The sequence below is a fragment of the Rahnella sp. RFA10(1/100) genome (assembly GCF_004195115.1).
Lineage (GTDB): Bacteria > Pseudomonadota > Gammaproteobacteria > Enterobacterales > Enterobacteriaceae > Rahnella > Rahnella perminowiae.
Genome location: NZ_SEWR01000010.1, coordinates 1 through 25238, shown reverse-complemented (window position 1 = coordinate 25238; position 25238 = coordinate 1). Strand labels below are relative to the sequence as shown.

General features: G+C 52.1%; 23 protein-coding genes and 1 rRNA gene. 20 read left to right on the top strand and 4 right to left on the bottom strand.

Going from position 1 to position 25238, the window contains the following annotated elements; translation table 11 throughout:
- The first annotated feature begins 5 nt into the window (after positions 1 to 5).
- Positions 6 to 668: a fructose-6-phosphate aldolase gene (gene fsa / locus ETV65_RS21835; RefSeq protein ID WP_129955164.1), complete on the top strand. Its 663-nt coding sequence runs from the start codon at positions 6 to 8 to the stop codon at positions 666 to 668.
- An 88-nt stretch (positions 669 to 756) separates the two neighbouring features.
- On the opposite strand, the gene ETV65_RS21830 is transcribed toward fsa, so the two are convergent.
- The gene (locus tag ETV65_RS21830; RefSeq protein ID WP_129955163.1) at positions 757 to 1584 is read right to left on the bottom strand and encodes a dienelactone hydrolase family protein; all 828 of its coding nucleotides are present in this window, start codon (positions 1582 to 1584) and stop codon (positions 757 to 759) included.
- Between the two features lie 173 nt (positions 1585 to 1757).
- Between ETV65_RS21830 and katE the strand changes: the two genes are divergently transcribed.
- From katE to tatD, 11 genes are all read left to right on the top strand, one after another.
- Positions 1758 to 4040, top strand: a complete 2283-nt coding sequence (gene katE, locus ETV65_RS21825) for a catalase HPII (protein ID WP_129955162.1) — start codon at positions 1758 to 1760, stop codon at positions 4038 to 4040.
- Between the two features lie 225 nt (positions 4041 to 4265).
- Positions 4266 to 5027: a uridine phosphorylase gene (udp, locus tag ETV65_RS21820; protein ID WP_129955161.1), complete on the top strand. Its 762-nt coding sequence runs from the start codon at positions 4266 to 4268 to the stop codon at positions 5025 to 5027.
- Between the two features lie 154 nt (positions 5028 to 5181).
- Complete coding sequence (locus ETV65_RS21815; protein ID WP_013577438.1) at positions 5182 to 5709, top strand: DedA family protein; 528 nt, start codon at positions 5182 to 5184, stop codon at positions 5707 to 5709.
- Positions 5710 to 5866: 157 nt separating this feature from the next.
- Complete coding sequence (rmuC, locus tag ETV65_RS21810) at positions 5867 to 7435, top strand: DNA recombination protein RmuC (protein ID WP_129955160.1); 1569 nt, start codon at positions 5867 to 5869, stop codon at positions 7433 to 7435.
- 111 nt (positions 7436 to 7546) lie between these two features.
- On the top strand, positions 7547 to 8302 hold the full coding sequence (gene ubiE / locus ETV65_RS21805; RefSeq protein WP_129955159.1) for a bifunctional demethylmenaquinone methyltransferase/2-methoxy-6-polyprenyl-1,4-benzoquinol methylase UbiE: 756 nt from the start codon (positions 7547 to 7549) through the stop codon (positions 8300 to 8302).
- Positions 8303 to 8315: 13 nt separating this feature from the next.
- Complete coding sequence (locus tag ETV65_RS21800; protein ID WP_129955238.1) at positions 8316 to 8924, top strand: SCP2 domain-containing protein; 609 nt, start codon at positions 8316 to 8318, stop codon at positions 8922 to 8924.
- Complete coding sequence (ubiB, locus tag ETV65_RS21795; protein ID WP_129955158.1) at positions 8921 to 10552, top strand: ubiquinone biosynthesis regulatory protein kinase UbiB; 1632 nt, start codon at positions 8921 to 8923, stop codon at positions 10550 to 10552. Before ETV65_RS21800 ends, ubiB begins: the two co-directional genes overlap by 4 nt.
- A 73-nt stretch (positions 10553 to 10625) precedes the next feature.
- The gene (gene tatA / locus ETV65_RS21790; protein ID WP_129955157.1) at positions 10626 to 10892 is read left to right on the top strand and encodes a twin-arginine translocase TatA/TatE family subunit; all 267 of its coding nucleotides are present in this window, start codon (positions 10626 to 10628) and stop codon (positions 10890 to 10892) included.
- Between the two features lie 3 nt (positions 10893 to 10895).
- Entirely contained in the window at positions 10896 to 11543 is a 648-nt protein-coding gene (gene tatB, locus ETV65_RS21785; protein WP_129955156.1) for a Sec-independent protein translocase protein TatB, read from the top strand.
- 2 nt (positions 11544 to 11545) lie between these two features.
- On the top strand, positions 11546 to 12313 hold the full coding sequence (tatC, locus tag ETV65_RS21780; RefSeq protein ID WP_129955155.1) for a Sec-independent protein translocase subunit TatC: 768 nt from the start codon (positions 11546 to 11548) through the stop codon (positions 12311 to 12313).
- A gap of 58 nt (positions 12314 to 12371) precedes the next feature.
- Entirely contained in the window at positions 12372 to 13163 is a 792-nt protein-coding gene (gene tatD, locus ETV65_RS21775) for a 3'-5' ssDNA/RNA exonuclease TatD (RefSeq protein WP_129955154.1), read from the top strand.
- Positions 13164 to 13238: 75 nt separating this feature from the next.
- Here tatD and rfaH read toward each other — a convergent pair whose 3' ends face one another.
- Positions 13239 to 13727, bottom strand: coding sequence for a transcription/translation regulatory transformer protein RfaH (gene rfaH / locus ETV65_RS21770; protein WP_205951622.1), 489 nt, complete (start codon positions 13725 to 13727; stop codon positions 13239 to 13241).
- A 172-nt stretch (positions 13728 to 13899) separates the two neighbouring features.
- Here rfaH and pepE point away from each other — a divergent pair, with 172 nt between their 5' ends.
- From pepE to fre, 3 genes are all read left to right on the top strand, one after another.
- Entirely contained in the window at positions 13900 to 14625 is a 726-nt protein-coding gene (gene pepE, locus ETV65_RS21765; protein ID WP_129955153.1) for a dipeptidase PepE, read from the top strand.
- Between the two features lie 193 nt (positions 14626 to 14818).
- Positions 14819 to 16309, top strand: a complete 1491-nt coding sequence (gene ubiD, locus ETV65_RS21760) for a 4-hydroxy-3-polyprenylbenzoate decarboxylase (protein ID WP_129955152.1) — start codon at positions 14819 to 14821, stop codon at positions 16307 to 16309.
- 48 nt (positions 16310 to 16357) lie between these two features.
- Positions 16358 to 17059 (top strand): NAD(P)H-flavin reductase, encoded by a 702-nt coding sequence (gene fre / locus ETV65_RS21755; protein WP_129955151.1) that lies wholly within the window; start codon positions 16358 to 16360, stop codon positions 17057 to 17059.
- A 116-nt stretch (positions 17060 to 17175) separates the two neighbouring features.
- Here the strand turns inward: fre and fadA are convergent, their stop codons facing one another.
- Positions 17176 to 18339 carry an acetyl-CoA C-acyltransferase FadA gene (fadA, locus tag ETV65_RS21750; protein ID WP_129955150.1) on the bottom strand — a complete coding sequence of 388 codons (1164 nt, stop codon included), beginning with the start codon at positions 18337 to 18339 and terminating at the stop codon, positions 17176 to 17178.
- Positions 18340 to 18350: 11 nt separating this feature from the next.
- On the bottom strand, positions 18351 to 20543 hold the full coding sequence (gene fadB, locus ETV65_RS21745) for a fatty acid oxidation complex subunit alpha FadB (protein WP_129955149.1): 2193 nt from the start codon (positions 20541 to 20543) through the stop codon (positions 18351 to 18353).
- A gap of 189 nt (positions 20544 to 20732) precedes the next feature.
- On the opposite strand from fadB, the gene pepQ reads away from it, so the two are divergent.
- The 5 genes from pepQ to ETV65_RS21720 form a co-directional block, all read left to right on the top strand.
- Complete coding sequence (pepQ, locus tag ETV65_RS21740) at positions 20733 to 22064, top strand: Xaa-Pro dipeptidase (protein ID WP_129955148.1); 1332 nt, start codon at positions 20733 to 20735, stop codon at positions 22062 to 22064.
- Positions 22064 to 22675 carry an IMPACT family protein gene (locus tag ETV65_RS21735; protein ID WP_129955147.1) on the top strand — a complete coding sequence of 204 codons (612 nt, stop codon included), beginning with the start codon at positions 22064 to 22066 and terminating at the stop codon, positions 22673 to 22675. Before pepQ ends, ETV65_RS21735 begins: the two co-directional genes overlap by 1 nt.
- Positions 22676 to 22711: 36 nt before the next feature.
- Positions 22712 to 24163, top strand: a complete 1452-nt coding sequence (gene trkH, locus ETV65_RS21730; RefSeq protein WP_129955146.1) for a Trk system potassium transporter TrkH — start codon at positions 22712 to 22714, stop codon at positions 24161 to 24163.
- A gap of 22 nt (positions 24164 to 24185) precedes the next feature.
- Positions 24186 to 24725 carry a menaquinone-dependent protoporphyrinogen IX dehydrogenase gene (hemG, locus tag ETV65_RS21725; protein WP_129955145.1) on the top strand — a complete coding sequence of 180 codons (540 nt, stop codon included), beginning with the start codon at positions 24186 to 24188 and terminating at the stop codon, positions 24723 to 24725.
- Positions 24726 to 25155: 430 nt separating this feature from the next.
- Positions 25156 to 25238: ribosomal RNA gene (locus ETV65_RS21720) — 16S ribosomal RNA — on the top strand; the annotation flags it as partial.

Here is a 25238-nt window from a genome sequence, read left to right as displayed (position 1 = left end):
AGGGTATGGAACTTTATCTGGATACTGCTGATATTAGCGCAGTAAAACGTTTATCCCGGATTTTGCCGTTGCAGGGCGTGACCACGAACCCGAGCATTGTGGCTAAATCGCAAACTTCCCTGTGGGAGGTTTTGCCCGCGCTTCGTGATGCATTAGGAGGAGAAGGGAAACTGTTTGCGCAGGTACTGGCAAATCAAACTGAGCAGATAGTTGAAGAAGCTGAATTATTGTATTCCCGCGTGCCAGGGCTTGTGGTCAAAGTGCCGGTAACCGCTGCCGGGTTGGCAGCGATTAAGACGCTGCGTATTCGTAAAATTCCAACCCTGGGAACCGCTGTGTATGGTGCGGGGCAAGGGTTACTATCGGCACTGGCCGGGGCCGAATATGTCGCGCCTTATGTTAACCGGCTGGATGCCCAGGGGGGTGATGGCATTGCGATGGTGACCGAGTTGCAGCAATTGCTTACCCTGCATGCGCCGCATGCCAAAGTGCTGGCCGCCAGTTTTAAAACGCCGCGCCAGGTTCTGGCCTGTCTGCTGGCAGGCTGTCAATCGGTCACGATCCCTGTCGATGTCGCGGAGCAATTGATCAGTGCGCCCGCCGTACAGGCGGCTGTCGATAAATTTGAACAAGACTGGCAAGGTGCTTTCGGGCAACTCTCACTTTAATCGGCTAACGTTGCGTAAAAAGCCCGGCAGGAAAACCTGTCGGGCCTTTGTCATTCTGGTCAGTATCCTTTTACTTTACGCCTTACTTTTACTTAACTCCGTACTGCGCAAAGAAAGCCAGCATGCGTTGCCAGCCATCGGCAGCGGCTTCAGCATGGTAACTCGGGCGATAATCGGCGTTAAACGCGTGACCCGCTTCGGGATATACCACGATTTCCGCTGTGGCATTGGCTGCGCGAATGGCCTGTCGCATGGTTTCAATGGTATCCAGAGGAATGCTCGAATCTTCCCCGCCATACAAACCCAGCACCGGTGCATCCAGTGCCGCTGCGCGGTCAACCGGTTGGAACGGGCTGGTTAGCGTTTTATCACCGACCAGTTTACCGTACCAGACTACGCCCGCTTTCAGTTGCGGATTGTGCGCCGCATACAGCCAGGTGATGCGCCCGCCCCAGCAGAAACCGGTGATACCTAATTTTGTAATATCCCCGCCATGCTGTGATGCCCAGTGTGCAGTATGATCGAGATCGGAAAGCACTTGCTGGTCCGGTACTTTGCTGACCAGTTTGGCAAACAGCTCACTGATTTCGGTGTAATCACGCGGGTCACCCTGACGGAAATATAACTCCGGCGCGATGGCCATATACCCCTGCTTCGCCAGCCGGCGGCAGATATCCTGAATGTGTTCATGTACACCAAAAATCTCCTGCACGACCAGCACGATCGGTAATTTACCGGTGAACTGTTCAGGACGGGCGAGATAGGCGGGCATATCTTCGCCCTGTGAGGGAATGGTGGTCTGGCCTGCGTGCAGCCCGTCGGTGTCGGTATGTATGGTGGTGCTGGCGACGGGCGTGACGGCAGGAGCAAAGCTGGTCGGAGCCTGTTTCAGGGTAAGCAATTCTTCTTTTTTCATCGGGTGTCTCCAGGCAAGTGTCCATACGGAAATCTGTGGCTATGGATTAAAACTATAGCCGGAAAGCATGAACAGCAAGGCGCAAGAGATGTTCTATAGTTAAAAGTTAATCAGGAAAGTCATCACGGAAGATTCACAGAACACCCGAAACTTTTGCCGAGGAGCTATGTTCAATGTCCAAATCACCCTCTAAAGTCACCAAGAAAAGTGAGTTAAAACCGGTAAGCCGCGCCCCCGCCACGGGCATTGAGTCTTCGCAGCCAGGCCTGGGGGATCTTGCCCCCGCGGATCGTGCTTATCAGCCTTCAGCACAACCTACACCGCCAGGAAAAGAACCGACAGCTTCCGGCAGCGCCAGGAGTCCGAAAAATAGCAATACCAAACTTGATGCATTAGAACACCACCGCAAAAATGGAGAAAAACAGCCGCTGACCACCAATCAGGGCACCAAAATTGCCGATGACCAAAATTCGCTGAAAGCCGGAAGCCGCGGTCCGACACTGCTTGAAGATTTCATCCTGCGCGAAAAAATCACTCACTTTGACCATGAGCGCATCCCGGAACGTATCGTTCATGCGCGCGGTGCGGCAGCGCACGGTTATTTTCAGCCATACCGCAATATGAAAGATGTCACCAAAGCCAGTTTCCTTTCAGACCCCGAAAAGAAAACCCCGGTTTTTGTACGATTTTCTACTGTTCAGGGTTCCCGCGGCTCGGCAGATACCGTACGTGATATCCGCGGCTGGGCGACCAAATTTTATACGGATGAAGGGATTTACGATCTGGTGGGTAACAATACGCCGGTGTTCTTTATTCAGGATGCACATAAATTCCCTGACTTTGTCCACGCGGTCAAACCTGAACCGCATAATGAAATCCCGCAAGGCGCGAGTGCGCATGATTCCTTCTGGGATTACGTTTCTCTGCAACCGGAAACGCTGCATAACGTTTTCTGGGCGATGTCTGACCGCGGCATTCCGCGCAGTTACCGCACGATGGAAGGTTTCGGCATTCATACGTTCCGCTTTGTGAATGCCGAAGGGAAAGCCACTTTTGTCCGTTTCCACTGGAAACCGGTGGCCGGAAAAGCGTCTCTGTTATGGGATGAAGCACAGAAACTGGCGGGGAAAGACGCGGATTTTCACCGCCGTGATTTGTGGGAAGCCATCGAAGCCGGAGATTATCCGGAATACGAACTGGGGGTTCAGTTGATCCCGGAAGAAGACGAGTTCAAATTTGATTTCGACTTGCTCGACCCGACTAAACTCATTCCCGAAAAGCTGGTGCCCGTAGAACTGATCGGCAAAATGGTGCTTAACCGTAACCCCGATAATTTCTTTGCTGAAACCGAGCAAGCCGCGTTCCATCCCGGACATATTGTGCCGGGCATAGATTTTACCAATGATCCGTTGTTACAGGGGCGTTTGTTCTCTTACACCGATACGCAAATCAGCCGTCTTGGCGGGCCAAATTTCCATGAAATTCCGATCAACCGGCCGACATGTCCTTTCCATAACTTCCAGCGTGACGGTATGCACCGCCAGGATATTGATACTAATCCGGCAAACTACGAGCCGAATTCCATCAACAATAACTGGCCAAGGGAAACGCCTCCGGCAGCATCCGGCGGCGGCTTTGAAAGTTATCCTGAGCGTATTGGTGCAGAAAAAATTCGTCAGCGCAGCCCGTCATTTGCCGAATATTATGCCCATCCGCGCCTGTTCTGGCTGAGCCAGACAGCGGCGGAGCAGGATCATATTATCGGGGCCTTCTCATTTGAATTATCGAAAGTGGCGCGGCCTTATATCCGCGAGCGGGTGGTGGATCTGTTGGCGCATGTTGATCAGACGCTGGCGCAAAAAGTGGCGAAGAATCTGGGTATTACCCTTTCCGCAGATACTCTGAATATCAAACCGCCGAAGCCGGTGAATGGCCTGAAAAATGATCCGTCGCTGAGTTTGTATGCCAGCGGTAAAGGCACGCTCAAAGGACGTCAGGTGGCAATATTATTGGGGGAGGGCGTGAAAGCGGCAGATGTTCTGGAAACGTTGCAGGCGCTTCAGGTCGCAGGCGTCCATCCTAAACTGCTGGCCAGTCATTTAGGCAATGTAACTGCCGATGATGGCTCCACGTTGCCGGTTGATGCAACCTTTGCCGGGGCGCCTTCCATCACCGTGGATGCGGTGATTGTTCCGCACGGACATATCGATGCACTGCTCATGAACGGCGATGCGCGGCATTACGTGCTCGAGGCCTACAAGCACCTGAAAGTCGTAGGCCTAAGTGGCGATGCACGCCGCTTCAAATCACTGCTGGGGTTGACGGATGACGTGCCGGAAGAGGGCATTGTCGAAGGTGAAAAAGCGGAGGGAGCATTACTGAAAACGTTCCTGAAAGAAATGCTCAAACACCGGATCTGGTCACGCAGTGCGTTGGCAGAGGCTGTGCCTGCCTGATTTGCTGTAGCTGGAAAGCAGGCAACCTCCGGTAACGGAGATTGCCTGTTCAGGTTTCAGTGAAATGCACCTTTATTTTGTGATGAGCGTCACAAAATAAATGTATGCGCAATTCAAGTTGTTACATCATAGTGACGACCGTCACGAAATAACGCCACAATGTTGAGTACAGTTGCCGGGTGTTCCTCCTGCCAATAAATGACCTTACACACCGAGGAGTTTGTTATGTCTCAGCCCGAAGTTTTCCATCTTGGCCTGGCCAAAAAAGATTTAAACGGCGCGTCGCTGGCGATTGTTCCCGGCGATCCTGAGCGCGTAGAAAAAATTGCCAAACTGATGGAGAACCCGGTTCGTCTGGCCTCCCACCGCGAATTTACCTCATGGCGTGCTGAGCTTGATGGCAAATCTGTGATTGTTTGCTCAACCGGTATCGGCGGGCCTTCTACCTCCATCGCAGTGGAAGAACTGGCACAGCTGGGGATCCGTACTTTCCTGCGTGTCGGCACAACGGGTGCGATCCAACCACATATCAATGTCGGTGACGTGCTGGTCACGACCGCTGCCGTTCGTCTTGATGGCGCGAGCCTGCACTTTGCGCCGATGGAATTCCCTGCGGTAGCCGATTTTGCCTGCACTACCGCGCTGGTTGCGGCGGCAGAAGCCGTGGGAGCCGCGACACACATTGGCGTTACTGCATCTTCTGACACGTTCTATCCGGGTCAGGAACGTTATGACACTTACTCCGGCCGTGTTGTCCGTCGCTTCAAAGAATCGATGAAAGAATGGCAGGAAATGGGCGTCATGAACTACGAAATGGAATCCGCGACTCTGCTGACCATGTGTGCAAGCCAGGGTCTGCGCGCCGGGATGGTTGCCGGTGTTATCGTGAACCGCACGCAGCAGGAAATTCCTAATGCGGAAACCATGAAAAAGACCGAAAGCCATGCGGTGAAGATTGTTGTCGAAGCGGCCCGCAGACTGCTTTAGTCCCTGTAAAACTAAAACAACCACATCTTATCAACGGGCCTCTGACGGCCCGTTTTTTTGCTCTGTTAAGCAGATCTGTTAAGGTCATGTTAGTAATCCATCTGGAATAATTGATGTATTCCCTTCCGGATCTCTGACACAAGGAACTGCATTTTTGACTGTTCACGACCTTCTTGAGTACACCACTACCTTCATTCGTGCCCATCAGGTGTGGGCTGCGCCGATCGTTTTTTTTCTGGCCTTTGGTGAATCGCTGGCATTCCTTTCCCTGCTGCTTCCGGCAACGTTTATCTTGTTGGGGCTCGGTGCGCTGATTGGCGAAACCGGCATACCGTTCTGGCCCATCTGGGCAGCCGCCGCTGCGGGGGCTTTCCTGGGCGACTGGCTTTCTTACTGGATTGGTGCCCGTTATCAGGATCGTGTTGGCAATTTCTGGCCTTTCTCCCGTCATCCGCAAATGTTGGTTCGGGGGCATGCTTTCTTTGAAAAATGGGGCATGCCGGGGGCCTTTATCGGCCGCTTTTTTGGCCCGCTTCGCGCCGTTGTGCCACTGGTTGCTGGCATCTGCGGTATGCCGCAAAAGTATTTCCAGATTGCGAATGTGACCTCGGCACTTATCTGGGCTTTCGGCATTCTGGCACCCGGTGCGTTTGGCATTCAGTGGCTGAGCCGCTGGTTTTAAATCCTGCCCTCTGTCGTTGCCCGTCGCAAGGGGGCAAATACAGAGAAATTCCTTTTTGGAAGACGTCTCGCAAAGGTTCAATGCAACAGAAAATAGACTGGACATCCATACAGCCTGACATTACCTTGGCCGCAAGAGACTTGAAGAGGGAAATCACGTGGATATCAGCATTCTGACTGCCCTGGGGGCAGGGTTAATTGGCTTACTCTTAGGATGGCTGATTGCCAGTTTGCGCCAACAGCAACAACAGACGGAGTATGAAACGCAACGCCGTTTGCTGGAACAATCGCTGGAACAGCTTAAAACGGAAAATGATACGCACAAAATCGAGCGGCAATCAGGCCAGCAGCAACTGCGTGAAGCTGAACTTGAGCTGCGAAAACTGCACAGTCTGCAGGCGGCCAGCCAGGAAAAATTACAACTTCTTGTCCACTGGCAAAACGAGTGTGACCAACTCAATCAGGAACTGCGTGCGCAGCGGGAAATCAACAGTGCGCAGGAAGCTGAGTTGCGTGAGGTTTCGACCCGTCTGGACGAAACCCGCATGGCGGCTGAAGAAAAGCAGCGTCTGCTGATTAACAGCGAACAGCGCCTGAGCAGCCAGTTTGAAAACCTGGCTAACCGGATTTTCGAACAAAATGGCCGTCGTGCCGATGAACAGAACAAGCAAAGTCTCGATAAGTTACTGCTGCCGTTGCGTGAGCAACTGGATGGTTTCCGCCGCCAGGTGCAGGACAGCTTCGGGCAGGAAGCCCGTGAGCGACATACGCTGGCGCATGAGATCCGCAATTTACAGCAACTGAATGTGGAGATGGCACGCGAAGCCGTCAACCTGACTAAAGCTCTGAAAGGTGATAATAAAACGCAGGGCAACTGGGGTGAAGTGGTTCTGAGTCGCGTGCTCGAGGCTTCCGGTTTACGCGAAGGGCATGAATACCAGACGCAGGTCAGCGTGCAGGTGGATAGCAACAGCCGGATGCAACCTGATGTGGTCGTACGGTTACCGCAGAATAAAGACGTGGTGATTGACGCCAAAATGACGCTGGTTGCGTATGAGCGTTATTTCAACAGTGAGGATGACAGCGAGCGGGAAGCGGCACTCAATGAACATATTGCCTCAGTGCGCGGACATATCCGCCTGCTCGGGCGCAAAGATTACCAGCAACTTCCCGGTCTGCGCAGCCTCGATTATGTGCTGATGTTTATCCCCGTTGAGCCTGCTTTTCTGTTGGCTATCGACCGGGAGCCCGAATTGATCAGCGAAGCGCTTCGCCACAATATTATGTTGGTCAGCCCGACGACCTTGCTGGTGGCGCTACGAACGATCAGCAACTTGTGGCGCTATGAGCATCAGAGTCAGAACGCCAAACGTATCGCCGATCGCGCGGCCCGTCTTTACGACAAACTGCGATTGTTTGTGGATGACATGGAGTCGATGGGACAAAGTCTCGACAAAGCGCAGGGAAGTTATCGATCCGCGATGAATAAACTCTCGCAAGGCCGTGGTAATCTTATCGGGCAGGTGGAAAGTTTTCGCGCGCTGGGTGTTGAAGTTAAACGACCTATCAGTCCCTCTCTGGCTGAAATAGCGAAAGCGGAAAACGAACCTGAAGACACCGCATCTCTGCCCGATACCTCTGATGCGGAAGAAGAACAGACGCTGAACCCGGGTGAGTTAACCGCTCACGAGCAGGCATTGCTCTCAGAGGGGCCGCATTGTGTGTGATTCAATGCGTGAATCTTCGCAATATGTTGAATCACCATCGGTGATGGGGCTTTCGAACGGGTTCTGATACACTTCTCCCCAAGAGTTCGACTGAAAAAGCAGGCATAAATAATGGAAAAGCAGACGCCGGAAACCACCCATTTTGGTTTTCGTACAGTAGCCAAAGATGAAAAACAGGAAATGGTGGCAGAAGTCTTCCATTCCGTTGCGGCAAAATATGATTTGATGAATGACCTGATGTCTTTTGGTATTCATCGCATCTGGAAACGCTTCACAATTGATTGCAGCGGTGTCCGTCAGGGACAACGTGTGCTGGATCTGGCCGGTGGTACGGGCGATCTGACCGCAAAATTCTCCCGTCTGGTGGGTGAGAAAGGCGAAGTCGTTCTGGCGGATATTAACGATTCCATGTTGAAGATGGGGCGCGAAAAGCTGCGCAATCTCGGCATCGTTGGCAACGTCAGTTACGTTCAGGCGAATGCCGAGGCCCTGCCGTTCCCGGACAATTATTTTGACTGCATCACCATCTCTTTCGGTCTGCGTAATGTGACTGAAAAAGAGAAGGCGCTGCGCTCCATGTTCCGTGTCCTCAAGCCGGGCGGCCGTCTGCTGGTATTAGAATTCTCCAAACCGGTGTTCAAACCGCTGAGCAAAGCTTATGACACCTATTCCTTCCATATTTTACCGCGTATAGGTGAACTGGTTGCGCATGATGCGGAAAGCTATCGTTATCTGGCTGAATCAATTCGTATGCATCCGGATCAGGAAACACTGAAAGGAATGATGGCAGACGCAGGTTTTGAAAATGTGACTTATCACAACCTGACTGGCGGCATCGTGGCGTTACATCGGGGTTTCAAATTCTGATATGAGTATGCCGATGTTGTTAACGCCGTTACTGACTGCCGCTATCGAGACGCCGCTTAATTACCTGCTTTTCAGAGATCGCAGCATGAAGGCGGCACGGACACGTCTGGCCGGCAAAGTTCTGCGTGTCGAATTGCAGGAACTGAGTACACCCCTGACGTTTGTATTCAGTGAACACAAAATTGATGTGCTCGGACAATGGGATGGGGCGGCGGATTGCACTGTCACCTCGAAACTGTCAGTGCTGCATAAGTTACGTGATCGCCAGCAGTTGTCGCCAATGATGCGTAGTGGCGGGCTGGTGGTTGATGGTGATATCGCCGTGGTTCAGCAATTTTCTGCATTGCTGGATATGGCGGAAATTGAGCCTGCTGAGTTTCTGGCACCCTATATCGGTGATATTGCGGCACAGGGCGTGAGCCAGGCTGTGCAGGGGGCTTTCAGCTTTCTGCAAAAAGGGCTGAAACATCAGCAGAGCTATGTAGCGCAAACGCTGACGGAAGAGTGGAAAATGGCACCCGGTCCGCTGGAAGTTGTCTGGTTTAGTGATGAGGTTTCCGCACTGGTGGGCGAACTGGATGCGCTGGATAAACGAATCAAAAAACTGGAGGATAAACCGTGACGCCTAGGGAAATGCGACGTTTATATCTGATTATCCGCATGTTTCTGATCTACGGCCTTGACGAACTGATCCCTAAAATCCGCTTAACGTTACCGCTGAGAATGGGGCGTTATCTTTTTTTCTGGTTACCTCATCGTCATAAAGAAAAACCGTTGGGTGAGCGCATGCGTCTGGCACTGGAACAACTTGGACCGGTATGGATCAAGTTCGGTCAGATGATGTCGACACGCCGCGATCTTTTCCCTCCGCAAATTGCCGATCAACTGGCTTTGCTCCAGGACCATGTTCCGCCGTTTGATGGCGCAAAAGCCCGTCAGCAAATTAATGCTGCGCTGGGTGGCCCGCTGGAAACCTGGTTTGATGAGTTCGACCAGACACCGCTGGCATCTGCGTCGATTGCTCAGGTGCATACAGCGATCCTGAAAGAAAACGGCAAACCAGTGGTGCTCAAAGTTATCCGCCCGGATATTTTACCGACCATTGTTGCGGACATCCGTTTGATGTCGCGTCTTGCTGGCTGGTTGCCGATTCTGTTGCCAGATGGCCGCCGTTTGCGTCCGCGTGAAGTGGTGCGCGAGTATGAAAAAACGCTGCTTGATGAACTGAATCTGCTACGTGAAGCCGCGAATGCCATTCAGCTTCGTCGTAACTTTGAAGGGAGCCCGATGCTGTATGTGCCGGAAGTTTATCCGGATTATTGCAGCGAACAACTGATGGTGATGGAACGTATTTATGGGATCCCTGTTTCTGATATTGAGGCGCTGAAAAAGCAGGGCACCAATATGAAATTGCTGGCGGAGCGCGGTGTGCAGGTCTTCTTCACTCAGGTTTTCCGCGACAGTTTCTTTCATGCCGATATGCATCCGGGCAATATTTTTGTGAGCTACGAAACGCCGGAAGATCCTTGCTACATAGGCATTGATTGCGGCATAGTTGGTTCGCTCAACAAGGAAGACAAACGCTATCTGGCGGAGAATTTCATCGCGTTCTTTAATCGCGATTACCGCAAAGTGGCGGAGTTGCATGTCGATTCCGGCTGGGTCCCGCGTGATACCAACGTTGAAGAATTCGAATTTGCGATCCGGACAGTGTGTGAACCGATTTTTGAGAAACCGCTGGCGGATATTTCCTTCGGTAACGTATTGTTAAATCTGTTTAATACGGCTCGCCGTTTTAATATGGAAGTCCAGCCTCAGCTGGTGTTGCTGCAAAAGACACTGTTGTATGTCGAAGGCCTCGGGCGTCAGCTTTATCCTCAACTGGATTTGTGGACAACGGCGAAACCTTTCCTCGAAAGCTGGGTTCGTGATCAGGTTGGCCTGCCAGCGATGATCCGTGCACTGAAAGAGCGTGCGCCGTTCTGGATTGAGAAAATGCCTGAACTGCCAGATTTGGTTTATCAGAGCCTGCAGCAGCACAAGCTGTTGCAATACAACATTGAGAAACTTTCCTCCCAGATTCATAACCAGAGTTCCCGTCAGGGACAGTCTCGTTATTTGTTGGGAATGGGTGCGACGCTGTTGTTGAGCGGAACCCTTTTACTGTTAGGCGGCGTTAAGGTTTACCCCGCTTGCCTGATGGCGGCAGGTGTTGTTTCATGGTTAATCGGATGGAAACGCGCCAGCTAAACAAATTGTTTTAAATCGAATGCCGTTTGCGGACGGCAATGAATGTGGTTCCTTCCTATTTGAGGTGAAAATAATGGGTGGTATTAGTATTACAAAAATCCTAATCCTCGTTGTTCTTGTAGTACTGCTGTTCGGTACGAAGAAACTGCGTGGTCTGGGCGCTGATTTGGGTGCATCGATCAAAGGTTTTAAAAAAGCCATGAGTGATGACGACACTCAGCCAAAACCTAAAGACTCTGACATTCCTCCTAATGACGCTGATTTCGTAGCCAAGTCTGTTGAAAGCAAGCCAGAAACGAAAGCAGAAGACACCAAGAGCCAAAACAAAGAGCAGGTATAAGCCGTGTTCGATATTGGATTTAGTGAACTGCTGCTGGTATTGGTGATTGGCCTGGTTGTCCTCGGGCCCGAGCGTTTACCTGTAGCAGTCAGAACAGTAGCAGGCTGGATCCGTACGCTTCGTGCAATGGCTGCTTCAGTTCAGAGCGAATTATCGCAGGAACTGAAACTCCAGGAATTGCAGGATAGCCTGAAGAAAGCGGAAGAATCCGGTCTGAAGAATCTCACGCCAGAAATCAAAGCGTCTATGGACGAGTTGAAAGAGGCCGCAGAATCTATGAAGCAGTCGATCAATTCAGGATTGAATCCTGCGGAGAAGGCTGTCGAAGACGCCAAAGCGGAAGGCAACACTATCCACAATCCTGTTCTGGATGAAGCTGAAGCGCACCATGATGCAGGTGTCTCTCCTGCTGCTGCCGACAAGGTAATTTCTGCACCAGCCGCTGCACCGCAAAGTGCTGTTGATGCTGCCCTGGCATCAAACAGAACGGCGCATGTCGCAGCTGAAACGCTGGCGGCATCGGTGGAACCTATCGCTGACAGTTCTGTTGACGTTTCACCTGTTGTGAAAACCGCGGCTGAAGCCCCTGTGGAGGAACCCACAGCACCGGTTAAACCGGCTTCATCAACTCAAACGACAGGCGAGCGTTAAACATGGCCGTTGAAGATACACAACCCCTTATCAGCCATCTGATCGAGCTACGTAAACGTCTGCTGAATGCCATTATCTGTATTATTGTGGTGTTTTTAGCGCTGGTTTATTTTGCAAATGACATCTATCAACTGGTGGCATCGCCGCTGATCAAGCAAATGCCGTTGGGTGCGAGCATGATTGCGACTGACGTCGCGTCGCCGTTCTTTACGCCTATCAAACTGACTATGATCGTCTCGGTGTTTGTCTCTGCACCGTTCATTTTGTATCAGGTCTGGGCATTTGTAGCACCGGCACTTTACAAACACGAACGCCGGCTCATGATGCCGCTGCTGTTCTCAAGCTCCGCGTTATTCTATCTCGGTGTGGCGTTTGCTTATTTCGTCGTGTTCCCGCTGGCGTTCGCTTTCTTTGCGAAAACCGCACCGGCTGGCGTGCAGATAGCCACCGACATTAACAACTACCTCGATTTCGTGATGGCGTTGTTTATGGCGTTTGGCGTCTCCTTTGAAGTGCCTATCGCGATTGTGCTGCTTTGCTGGAGTGGTGTAACGACCCCGGAAGATCTGAAAAAGAAACGTCCTTATGTACTGGTCGGGGCTTTTGTAGTGGGGATGTTGTTAACACCGCCGGATGTATTCTCGCAAACGTTGCTGGCCATTCCGATGTACCTGCTATTTGAAATTGGCGTGTTCTTTGCCCGTTTCTATGTCGGAGGCCGTCGCCGGTCGGACGTCGACAACGAGACCGATCCGGATCAGTCTGCTTAAAGTTTTTTTCGTTATAGAGAAACCGCCCTGTTGGGCGGTTTCTGTTTCAGGACTCCTCATGTTTGAAATCGGTATAAATCTTACCAGCAGTCAGTTTGATAAAGACCGGCTGCAGGTGGTGGAAAGAGCCAGAGCCGCCGGTCTGAGCGGCATGTTGATCACCGGAACGTCAGCGCAGGAAAGTGTCGAAGCGCAGAAAATGGCGGATGATCATCCTGATTTTTGCTGGTCGACGGCGGGTGTGCATCCGCATCAGGCGAGCGACTGGAATGCGCAGGTTGAAGCCGGTATCCGCGAGCTCGCAGCGTTACCCAATGTGGTTGCGATCGGCGAGTGCGGGCTGGATTTCAATCGTAACTTTTCTCCGGCAGATCGGCAGGAAGCGGCTTTTACCGCGCAGCTGGCGCTGGCGAAAGAACTGCAGTTACCGGTCTTTCTGCATTGTCGCGATGCTGGGGAGCGCTTCGCCGCGTTGCTCAAACCTTGGCTGTCCGGTTTGCCGGGCGGTGTGGTTCATTGTTTTACCGGCACCCGTCAGGAGCTTGAGTTGTATTTATCTCTCGGACTGTCGGTGGGTATTACCGGTTGGGTATGTGATGAGCGTCGCGGGCTGGAACTGCGTGAAATGCTGCCGCTGATCCCGGCGGAGAGGTTATTGCTGGAAACCGATGCACCGTATTTACTGCCGCGTGATATGGAAAACAAACCGAAAAACCGTCGCAATGAACCCGCTTTCCTGCCGCATATTGTGAAGCAGGTGGCTCTTTGGCGTGGTGAGCATCCCCTATGGCTGGCGGACGTTACGGATGACAATGCGCGTAAGCTTTTTGCCCTTCCGGCACGCGGCTGAACCCCGTAAAAAGGTACTGCAGGACAGTGCCTTTTTACGGTCGACCCATCCAGTTCAACAGAGCGGGAATACCGGTTACATTTTTTGGAAGTGCGTATTTTCGATGCTCTGACGAACCGGCTGGTTGATGAGATTAAGCATCAGCAGTGAACGTGCTTCGCCGTCCGGTTCAGTATAAATCGCTTCGATACCAGCAAAAATTCCGCCGGTAATCACCACCTGATCGCCTTCATACGGTGTATCAGGATCACGAATATCAACTGATGGCGGTTCCATCAACTGTTTAATGACATCAGGCTGGACGGTGGCAAGTTTCGCACCAAAGCGGATGAAGTGGCTGACACCACGCGTTGCGTTGATAGTCGTGGTATGGATCCGCTCAGGGTCGAACTCGACGAACATATAATTCGGAAACAGTGGCTCGCTGACCGCAGTGCGGCGTCCGCGCACCAGTTTTTCAAGCGTGATCATTGGCGTCAGGCAGTTAACGTGCTGGCGCTCAAGATGTTCTTTTGCGCGAAGAAGCTGACCACGTTTGCAATAGAGTAAATACCAGGATTCCATAGTTTCCCACATAAAAGCGTCGAGCGGGGCAGCATACCAAAAGCCGCTCAGGAGATATAGACAGTGCAAGTCTCTGCAGACGTTTGCTGATTGTCGGCCCGTTATCTTTTATTATCGGAGAAAAGCGCATTCTTATCCCCTCTATTAGTCCTATTTTATCAGGAGAAATCTCATGGAGTTATTCTTACTGAGTAACGGTAAGCTTTCAGGTGAATCTGAGTTACTGGGCTACGCTAAAGCGCGTATCCAGACTATGTTTGAGGCGCACAAGATTACCTCAGCTGTCCTAATCCCTTATGCCCTGATCCGCAGTGATTACGATGCCCGCGCCCTGGAGCTTTCTGATGTGCTGGGCATTGACGTTAGCAGTATTCATCATGCAGCAAACCCGGCTGAAGCGATTGCCAGCGCGGAATGTATTTTGATCAGCGGCGGGAATACCTGGATGCTTAATCAAATGTTGCATGAACACAGCCTGATGGTGCCGATCCAGCGGGCAGTGCGTGAGCGCAATGTACCTTATATCGGCTGGAGTGCGGGCTGTAATGTTGCCACACCCAGTATCCGTACCACCAATGATATGCCTGTTCGCAACTCTGTGGTTCTGCCTTCTCTTGGCCTGTTCCCGGTGCAAATCAATCCGCACTATATTGATGCCCATTTAAGCGGTCATATGGGTGAAACCCGTGATGAGCGCATTGCGGAATTCTGCGCGGTTAATCCGTCGGAATCAGTAATTGCGTTGCGTGAAGGCAGCCTGTTACAGGTGTCCGGCAACAATCTGAGCTACTTCAGTGCGAAAGAGCAGGGTTTTAAAGTTTTCCGTCACGGACAGGACACGCAGGAATATCAGGACACTCAGGCGATTCAGTCTCTGGTGCCTTTTAACTGCCTGTAATTGTCGTCACGATACTACTTCCGCACCGTCAGTCCAGAAATACCCGGCTGACGGTTATACAGTTTTTACGTTATCAGACTTTAGTTACTGTTAAGAAATTTACTCATAACAAACTTGCTGATAACAAAAAGGCAGCAACAACCCCGGAGAGGCTCTATAATGCTCTCCTTCAACCCGGCGACTCAGAATCAGCATGAAATACCGTGATTTACGTGACTTCCTCTCGTTACTTGAAAAGAGAGGCCAACTGAAACGCATTAGCCAGTCAGTTGACCCTTATCTGGAAATGACCGAAATTGCCGATCGCACCCTGCGTGCAGGCGGTCCCGCGCTTTTGTTCGAAAACCCCAAAGGCTACGACATGCCGGTTCTGTGCAATTTATTTGGCACACCTCAGCGTGTGGCGATGGGCATGGGCAAAGAAGATGTCAGTGCGTTGCGGGAAGTCGGTGAATTACTGGCATTTCTGAAAGAACCTGAGCCACCGCGGGGCTTGCGTGATTTATACGACAAAGCGCCAAAGTTTAAACAGGTGCTGAATATGTCGACCAAAATGCTGCATTCCGCCCCGTGCCAGCAGCAGATTTGGGAAGGTGATGCGGTCGATATAACCAAAATTCCGGTGATGCAGTGCTGGCCGGAAGATGCCGCGCCGCTCATCACCTGGGGACTGACTGTCACCCGGGGACCGAACAAGCCGCGTCAGAATCTGGGCATATATCGTCAGCAGGTGCTGGGTAAAAATAAAGTGATCATGCGCTGGTTGTCCCATCGCGGCGGTGCGCTTGATTTTCAGGAATGGTGCAAACAGAATCCGGGTCAGCGTTTTCCGGTTTCTGTTGCGCTGGGGGCTGATCCGGCTACGATTCTTGGTGCTGTGACGCCGGTTCCCGATACGCTTTCTGAATATGCCTTTGCCGGGCTGTTGCGTGGCAACAAAACGGAAGTGGTTAAATGTATTTCTAACGATTTGGAAGTGCCGGCCAGCGCCGAAATTGTGCTGGAAGGGTATATCGAGCCGGGTGAAATGGCACCGGAAGGCCCGTATGGTGACCACACCGGCTACTATAATGAAGTGGACAACTTCCCGGTGTTCACCATTACGCACATGACACAGCGTAAAGATGCTATCTATCATTCGACCTATACTGGCCGTCCGCCGGATGAACCTGCAGTACTGGGTGTGGCGCTGAATGAAGTGTTTGTGCCGATTCTGAAAAAGCAGTTTCCGGAAATTGTTGATTTCTATTTGCCGCCTGAGGGTTGCTCCTACCGTCTGGCTGTCGTTACCATGAAGAAGCAGTACGCGGGTCATGCGAAACGCGTGATGATGGGGGTCTGGTCCTTCCTGCGACAGTTCATGTACACCAAGTTTGTGATTGTGTGCGACGATGACGTGAATGCCCGTGACTGGAACGATGTGATTTGGGCGATCACGACCCGAATGGATCCCGCGCGGGATACGGTTCTGGTAGAAAATACCCCGATTGATTATCTTGATTTTGCTTCCCCTGTGTCGGGCCTTGGCTCGAAAATGGGGATGGATGCTACCAATAAATGGCCGGGCGAAACGCAGCGTGAATGGGGGCGTCCGATTGTGAAAGATCCGGAAGTCACCGCGCGTATCGACGCTATTTGGCACGAACTCGCTATTCTTAATGATAAAGACGATACGAAAAAATAATCGAATCTTTGTCCTACGCTTTGCTTTGACGACCCACAGAGGGACCGCATGACAACATTGAGCTGTAAAGTGACCTCAGTTGAGGCGATAACCGATACGGTGTATCGCGTCCGGCTGGTTCCGGAAGCGCCTTTCTCGTTCCGCGCGGGTCAGTATCTGATGGTGGTAATGGATGAGCGTGACAAGCGCCCGTTCTCTCTGGCTTCCACGCCGGCCCAACACAATGTGATTGAGTTGCACATTGGCGCGTCTGAACTGAATCTGTACGCGATGGCCGTGATGGATCGCATTTTGAAAGAACAGGCTATCACCGTGGATATTCCGCACGGCGATGCCTGGTTGCGTGAAGACGGTGAACGTCCGCTGGTGCTGATTGCGGGCGGAACCGGATTTTCTTACGTGCGTTCTATTTTGATCACCGCGCTTGAACAACAACCACATCGTGATATTTCTATTTACTGGGGCGGCCGTGAACTGAAGCATCTGTATGATCTCAGTGAACTGGAAGCGCTGAGCATCAATCACCCGAACCTGAAAGTGATCCCGGTGGTTGAACAGCCGGAAGAAGGATGGCAGGGCAGAAGCGGTACTGTCCTGAGCGCGGTGCTACAGGATTTCTCCTCACTGGCTGAGTACGATATTTATATCGCGGGTCGTTTTGAGATGGCAAAAATCGCCCGTGAACGTTTTGTCGCAGAACGCGGTGCACAGGAAGACCGTCTGTTTGGTGATGCCTTCTCTTTCATCTGATTGAATAATGAAAAAGCCCGCCCCTGACAGGCGGGAAAACGGCAACTAAAACGGTAACGACAGATTGATGAAAGCGGGCTTAATGCCCGCTTTTGTGTTTTTCAGGAAGAGGGAAATCAGACGCGTTCGAAAACGGTCGCGATGCCCTGTCCCAAACCGATACACATGGTGGCTACGCCAAATTGTACGTCGCGGCGCTCCATCAGATTCAGCAACGTGGTGGAAATACGCGAGCCGGAACAGCCGAGCGGATGACCGAGCGCAATGGCACCGCCGTTCAGATTGACGCGTTCTTCCATGGTTTCCAGCAGTCCCAAATCTTTCACGCACGGTAAAGCTTGTGCGGCAAAAGCTTCATTCAGTTCGAACAGACCGATGTCCTGCACGTTTAGCCCGGCGCGTTTCAATGCCAGACGCGTTGCCGGCACCGGGCCGTAACCCATAATCGACGGGTCGCAGCCGACTACCGCCATGGCACGGATGCGGGCGCGGGCTTTCAGACCTAAAGATTTGGCATGAGATTCACTCATCAGCAACATCGCCGATGCGCCGTCGGAGAGGGCCGAGGATGTGCCCGCCGTAACGGTACCGTTCACCGGATCGAACGCCGGACGTAAAGCTGCCAGCGTGGCGACAGTAGTTTCCGGGCGGATCACTTCATCGAAGTCATAACGGGTCAGCACACCGTCGGCGTTATGGCCTTCGGTCGCCACGATTTCGTTAGCGAAATGCCCGGCAACGGTGGCTGCATGGGCGCGCTGATGTGAACGTGCGGCAAATTCATCCTGCATTTCACGGCTGATCTGGTGCATTTTCGCCAGCATTTCAGCTGTCAGTCCCATCATGCCCGCAGCTTTCGCTACGGTCTTGCTCAGGCCTGGATGGAAATCCACGCCGTGATTCATCGGTACGTGACCCATATGTTCCACGCCACCGATCAGGCTGACTTGTGCGTCGCCAACCATAATCGCGCGCGCTGCGTCGTGCAGTGCCTGCATGGAAGAACCGCACAAACGGTTGACTGTAGTCGCGGGAACGCTGTGCGGAATTTCTGCCAGCAGCGACGCGTTGCGGGCAATATTGAAGCCTTGTTCCAGCGTCTGCTGGACGCAGCCCCAGTAAATATCATCAATATCTTTGGCGTTGAGTGCCGGGTTGCGGGTCAGCACAGCGCGCATCAGATGTGCGGAGAGATCTTCAGCCCTGACGTGGCGGAATGCGCCGCCTTTAGAACGGCCCATCGGCGTGCGGACTGCATCAACAATGACTACGTTTTCCATGATTTCGGTCCTTATGCCTGATTACCGGTGCTGAGGTTTTCCAGCGGCGCCGCAACCGGATAGTAACTTTCATTGGTTTGCGCTTTGACGCGTAACCCGCTTGGTGCCTGATACATCGGCCCCAGGTGGGTGTACTGTTCGGTCATTTTCAGATACGCAGCGGTACCGAGGGTATCCAGATAACGGAACGGTCCCCCATGGAACGGAGGGAAACCGATGCCGTACACCAGCGCCATGTCGGCTTCGGCCGGGCTGGCTATGATGCCTTCTTCGAAACAGCGTACCACTTCGTTAATCATCGGGATCATCATGCGGGCAATGATGTCCTGCGGCGAGAAATCCGCATGTGACGGTTTTAGATTATCGGCCAGCAGGCTGATTGCCTGTTCATCGACCTCCTTGCGTGGCTTGCCCTTGCTGTCTTCGCTGTAACGGTAGAAGCCAAGATGGTTTTTTTGACCAAAACGACGGTTATCAAACAGCACATCAACAGCATCACGGTAATTGCGCGACATACGCTCCGGGAAACCGGCGGCCATCACTGCCTGGGCGTGATGGGCAGTGTCGATGCCGACCACATCCAGCAGATAAGCCGGGCCCATTGGCCAGCCGAACTGTTTTTCCATCACTTTGTCGATCTGGCGGAAATCGGCACCATCACGCAACAGCAAACTGAAACCGGAAAAATACGGGAACAACACGCGGTTAACGAAGAAGCCCGGGCAATCATTGACGACGATCGGTGTTTTCCCCATTGCCAGCGCGTAAGAGACAATGCGTGAAATTGTCGTGTCTGAGGTTTTTTCACCCCGCACGATTTCCACCAACGGCATCCGGTGAACCGGGTTGAAGAAGTGCATACCGCAGAAGTTTTCCGGATTTTTCAGCGAGGATGCCAGCTGATTGATAGGAATGGTCGAAGTATTGGAAGCCAGAACGGCACCGGTACCGAGTAAAGATTCAGCTTCAGCCAACACTGCGGCTTTTACTTTTGGATTCTCGACCACGGCTTCGACCACGACGGTGGCATGTTCGATTCCGCTGTAATTGAGAGTCGGATGAATGGTCGACAGGACTTTGGCCATTTTCAGACCATCAAGTTTGCCACGCTCCAGTTGCTTGTTTAGCAACTTAGCGGCCTCGTTCATGCCCAGCGTCAGGGACTGATCGTTGATATCTTTCATGACGACCGGTACACCTTTCAGGGCCGACTGATAAGCTATCCCGCCGCCCATAATGCCGGCACCCAGCACCGCAGCTTGCGTCGGTTTATCACTCCCTTGAGCCAGTTTTTTTGCTTTGCCTTTCACAAACTGATCGTTAAGGAAAATGCTGACCAGTGCGCGGGCTTCTTTAGATTGTGCGAGCGGTACAAAGCTGGCGGTTTCCAGTTGTAATGCTTCATCACGGCCAAGGCGAGCGGCGGCTTCAATCGTTTTCACGGCGGTCATAGGCGCGGGATAATGCTTGCCGGCATTTTGCATGACCATGCTTTTGGCGACGCTGAAACTCATCGTCGCTTCAATCTGGCTGAGTTTCAGCGGCAGACGTTTCGGGGCGCGGCGGTTATGCCATTCCAGTTTGCCGTCAGCAGCATTTTTCAGCATGGTAATGCCTGCATCGCGTAGTTTGTCTGCTTCAACGACGGCATCTACCAGACCGACTTTCAGGGCCTCTTTCCCGCTGATGTTTTTCCCGGCTGCGATAATTTCCAGTGCACTGTCTGTGCCAATCAGGCGTGGCAGACGCACGGATCCGCCGAAGCCCGGCATGATACCTAAGCTGGTTTCCGGCAATCCGATACGTGCATCGGCCGTACTGATGCGAAAATCCGTCGCCAGTACGCATTCGCAACCGCCGCCCAGCGCATAACCGCTGATAGCGGAAAGGGTCGGTACCGGCAGATCTTCCAGACGGTTAAAAATGCGGTTGGCGAAATTCAGCCACTCCTGCAGTTTTTCCGCAGGTGCGTTAAACAGGGACAAAAACTCGGTGATATCCGCACCGACAATAAATGCAGGTTTGGCTGAACTCAGCAGTAAGCCTTTCAGCTCAGACTGCTTTTCAAGTACTGCAATCGCTTCGCCCAGGCTGGCAACCGTTTGGGTATCGAGTTTATTGACCGAGCCTGGGGCATCAAACACCAGCTCCGCGATACCGTCATCGAGCCAGTGCAGGTGTAATGTTTCGCCTTGGTAGAGCATGTGTCTCTCCTGAATCATCTGGGATGATCTGGTATGACCAGATGACTTGGAGTGTGGTTTTTATGTTAATAATTTGCAAATGAGATGTGTTTTATTTGCAGGCAAGATCACAAACCTTCCGGGACTATGGTCGCGGTGAGGCTGTGGTAAGATGCTGCATCGTCTTTCAGGTGAAAAAAGGAGAGTTGGATGGAATCGCTTACTACGCTTTATAAAGAACATATTGCCACGCTGCAGACGCGTGCCCGTGAAATTCTGCAACGTTCTCAGCTTGATGCGTTACTGATTCACTCCGGTGAGTTGCTGACGACCTTCCTTGATGACCACAGTTATCCCTTCAAAGTCAATCCGCAGTTCAAGGCCTGGGTGCCGGTCACCAAAGTGCCGAATTGCTGGTTGTGGGTGGATGGCGTGAATGCCCCGAAATTGTGGTTCTATTCCCCCGTGGACTACTGGCACAGCCATGAACCGCTGCCGGACTCTTTCTGGACGAAAGAAATTTCCCTGACGCCGCTGGCCAACGCCGACGATATCAAAGGCCAGTTGCCGGTTGATCTCAAACGTGTGGGTTACATCGGTTACAGTCAGGAACGCGCGATCGGCATGGGTATTCCTGCTGCCAACGTCAACCCGAAAGCTGTGCTGGATTTCCTGCATTATCATCGCGCTTACAAAACGGGTTATGAACTGGCCTGTATGCGTGAAGCGCAGAAAGTCGCGGTCAGCGGCCATCGTGCGGCGAAAGAGGCGTTCCTTTCCGGCATGAGTGAATTCGACATCAATCTGGCGTATCTCACGGCTACCGGTCATCGTGATACCGATGTGCCTTACGACAACATTGTTGCGCTCAATGAACACGCTTCCGTACTGCATTACACGACGCTAGATAACCAGCCGCCTGCCGAAATGCACAGCTTCCTGCTTGATGCCGGTGCGGAATATAATGGCTATGCCGCTGACCTGACGCGGACCTATGCCGCAAAACCGGACAGTGATTTCGCCGCACTGGTGAAAGATCTCAATACGGAAGAACTCGCGTTAATTGATACGATTAAGGCCGGTGTGCGCTATACCGACTATCATATTCAGATGCATCACCGCATCGCCAAATTGTTGAAAGCGCACAAGCTGGTGGTCGATATCAGTGAAGACGCCATGGTGGAACAGAACCTGACCGGGCCTTTCCTGCCACACGGTCTGGGACATCCGCTGGGATTACAGGTGCATGATGTTGCCGGGTTTATGCAGGACGATACCGGTACACATCTGGCTGCGCCTTCGCAATATCCTTATCTGCGTTGCACCCGTGTGATTGAGCCTGGCATGGTACTGACTATCGAGCCGGGTCTGTATTTCATCGATTCGTTGTTGTTACCGTGGCGCGAAGGGCAGTTCAGCAAACATTTTGCCTGGGATCGCATCAACGCGATGAAGCCATTTGGCGGCATTCGTATCGAAGACAATATTGTCATCCATGACAATCGTATCGAAAATATGACACGCGATCTGAAGCTGGCCTGATGCAGCCTTATGCCGTCCCCGCTGAGTCCGTCAGTTTCAGCGAAGAAATAAAGAAAAGTCGCTTCATCACCTTACTGGCAAGAACGGAAGGCATTGAAGCGGCAAAAGCCTTTATTCAGCATGTCAGACATCAGCACCCGGCAGCGCGTCATCACTGCTGGGCGTTTGTGGCTGGTGCGCCTGCTGATTCTCAGCAACTGGGCTTTTCTGATGATGGAGAACCAGCGGGCACAGCCGGTAAACCCATCTTAAGTCAGCTGATGGGATGCGGGGTTGGGGAGATCACGGCCGTCGTGGTGCGTTATTACGGTGGAATTATGCTGGGCACCGGCGGCCTCGTGAAGGCCTACGGCGGTGGTGTTCAGCAGGCATTAAAACAACTTATCGTGCAGCAAAAGGTTCCGCTGGTGAAGTACGCAGTACAGTGTGATTACAGCCAGTTACAGCAGGTGGAAATGCTGCTTTCGCATGTGGGTGGGCATATTTTACGCAGTGAGTACGGCGCGGCGGTGGACCTCGTTCTGGCGCTGCCTGCCGCAGATGCGCCGGCAACAGTCAGCCACTTATTCGATATCAGCCGTGGCACACTTATCCTGCGTCCGGTTTCTTAAATTTTCTATGATTACTTCGCTGAGGAACGCACCAGCATGCATTTTCGTGCCATAACACGCATTGTGGGGGTGCTCGTCATCCTTTTCTCGGGAACGATGATTATTCCCGGTCTGGTCGCTTTAATCTACCGCGATGGCGCGGGGCGTGCGTTCAGTCAGACTTTCTTTGTCGCTCTGGCGATTGGATTATTCCTGTGGTTGCCCAACCGAAAGCAGAAAAGTGAGCTTAAACCACGGGAAGGTTTCCTGATTGTCGTGCTGTTCTGGACGGTACTGGGCAGCGTCGGGGCATTGCCTTTTCTGTTCTCCGAGCGGCCGAATCTCTCCCTTACCGATGCTTTCTTTGAATCCTTTTCCGGCCTGACGACGACGGGCGCGACCACGCTGGTCGGGTTGGATTCATTGCCCAAAGCGATTCTCTTCTACCGGCAGATGCTGCAATGGTTTGGCGGTATGGGGATCATTGTGCTCGCTGTGGCCATTCTGCCGATATTGGGTGTCGGCGGGATGCAGTTGTACCGTGCCGAAATGCCGGGCCCGCTTAAAGATAACAAGATGCGTCCGCGTATCGCCGAAACAGCAAAAACGCTTTGGCTCATCTATGTACTGCTGACCATCGCTTGTGCGCTGTCGTTATGGGGCGCGGGTATGCCGGTTTTTGATGCGATCAGCCACAGTTTTTCGACTATCGCCATCGGCGGCTTCTCAACGCACGACGCCAGTATCGGATATTTTCATAGCGGAACGATCAATACTATCGTCGCGATATTCCTGCTGATTTCCGGCTGTAACTATGGCCTGCACTTTGCGGTACTGAGCGGGCGAAACCTGAAAGTGTACTGGCGAGATCCGGAATTTCGTATGTTCATTGGTGTGCAGTTCACGCTGGTGATCATCTGTACGGTGATTTTGTGGATCCACAATACTTACGGTTCCGGTCTGGAGACGCTGAATCAGGCATTTTTCCAGGTGGTGTCAATGGCTACTACCGCAGGATATACCACGGACAGTATTTCTAAATGGCCGCTGTTTTTGCCGCTTCTGTTGCTCTGTTCTGCCTTTATCGGGGGATGTGCGGGTTCAACCGGCGGTGGCCTAAAGGTGATCCGTATCCTTCTGCTTTATTTACAGGGTTCCCGCGAGCTGAAAAGGCTGGTTCACCCCAATGCGGTTTACACGATTAAATTGGGTAGCCGCGCTTTGCCTGAACGTATCATTGAAGCGGTATGGGGTTTCTTCTCCGCTTATGCGCTGGTGTTTATTGTCAGCATGCTGGCGATTGTGGCCACCGGTGTAGATAACTTCTCCGCCTTCGCTGCGGTCACCGCGACGCTCAATAACCTTGGGCCTGGTTTAGGGGTTGTGGCGGATAACTTTGCCTCGATGAATTCAGTGGCGAAATGGATCCTGATCGTCACCATGTTGTTTGGTCGTCTCGAAGTCTTCACATTATTAGTGCTGTTCACGCCGACGTTCTGGCGGGAATGAGTTTTAAGAAAGGGAAACAAGTATGAAAGCGTTGATACTCTATTCAAGTCGTGACGGGCAGACACATGCTATCGCTTCTTATATAGCCAGTGAGTTGAAAGAGAAGTGCTACTGCGATGTTATTGATCTCGTCCATGCGGCACACGTCGATTTGAAAAGCTATGACCAGGTCATGATCGGCGCTTCGATACGTTACGGTCACTTCAACCCGGTGCTGGATAAGTTCGTTAAAAAACACGCCGAAACATTGAACCGCATACCGTCAGCTTTTTTCGGCGTCAATCTGACTGCACGCAAACCTGAAAAGCGTACGCCACAGACTAATGCCTACGTGCGTAAATTCCTGCTGGCGTCGCCTTGGGAACCTGCAATGTGTGGTGTCTTTGCTGGCGCATTACGTTATCCGCGATATCGCTGGTTCGATAAGGTCATGATCCAACTTATTATGCGGATGACAGGCGGGGAAACAGATACCCGTAAAGAAGTGGAATACACCGACTGGCAACAGGTAGCCAAATTCGCTGAAGATTTTGGACAAATATCGTATAAAAAATCACACTAATGCGGACTTAATAGACGTTCAGGCCAAAAAGAAAGCAGTCGGAAAGTTTTTTGAAATTAGGGGTTGCGGCCTTCTGAGAACTCCCTATAATGCGCCTCCACTGACCGGGAACAACGACTCCTCTAACGAGAACCAAGTCGCCCCGTCAGGAAGAATCAACCCGGTGAAAACACCGAATCTTGTAAAAAAATGGTTGACTCTTCAGTGGGAAGGAGTATTCTCTGCCTCCCACGTTGCTGAGTTAAGTCTCGCAACGAACGCTCTTTAACAATTTATCAGACAATCTGTGTGGGCACTCACAAGACGATATCAGCCACCTCGGTGGCAAAAAATATCAAGTCTTAGAGTGACCAAGCAGTAATTCATTTAGTTGAATTATTACGAAATAATCTCTGAGCACCGCTTAACGTGTTTAAGCAAATCGAACTTTTAATTGAAGAGTTTGATCATGGCTCAGATTGAACGCTGGCGGCAGGCCTAACACATGCAAGTCGAGCGGCAGCGGGAAGTAGC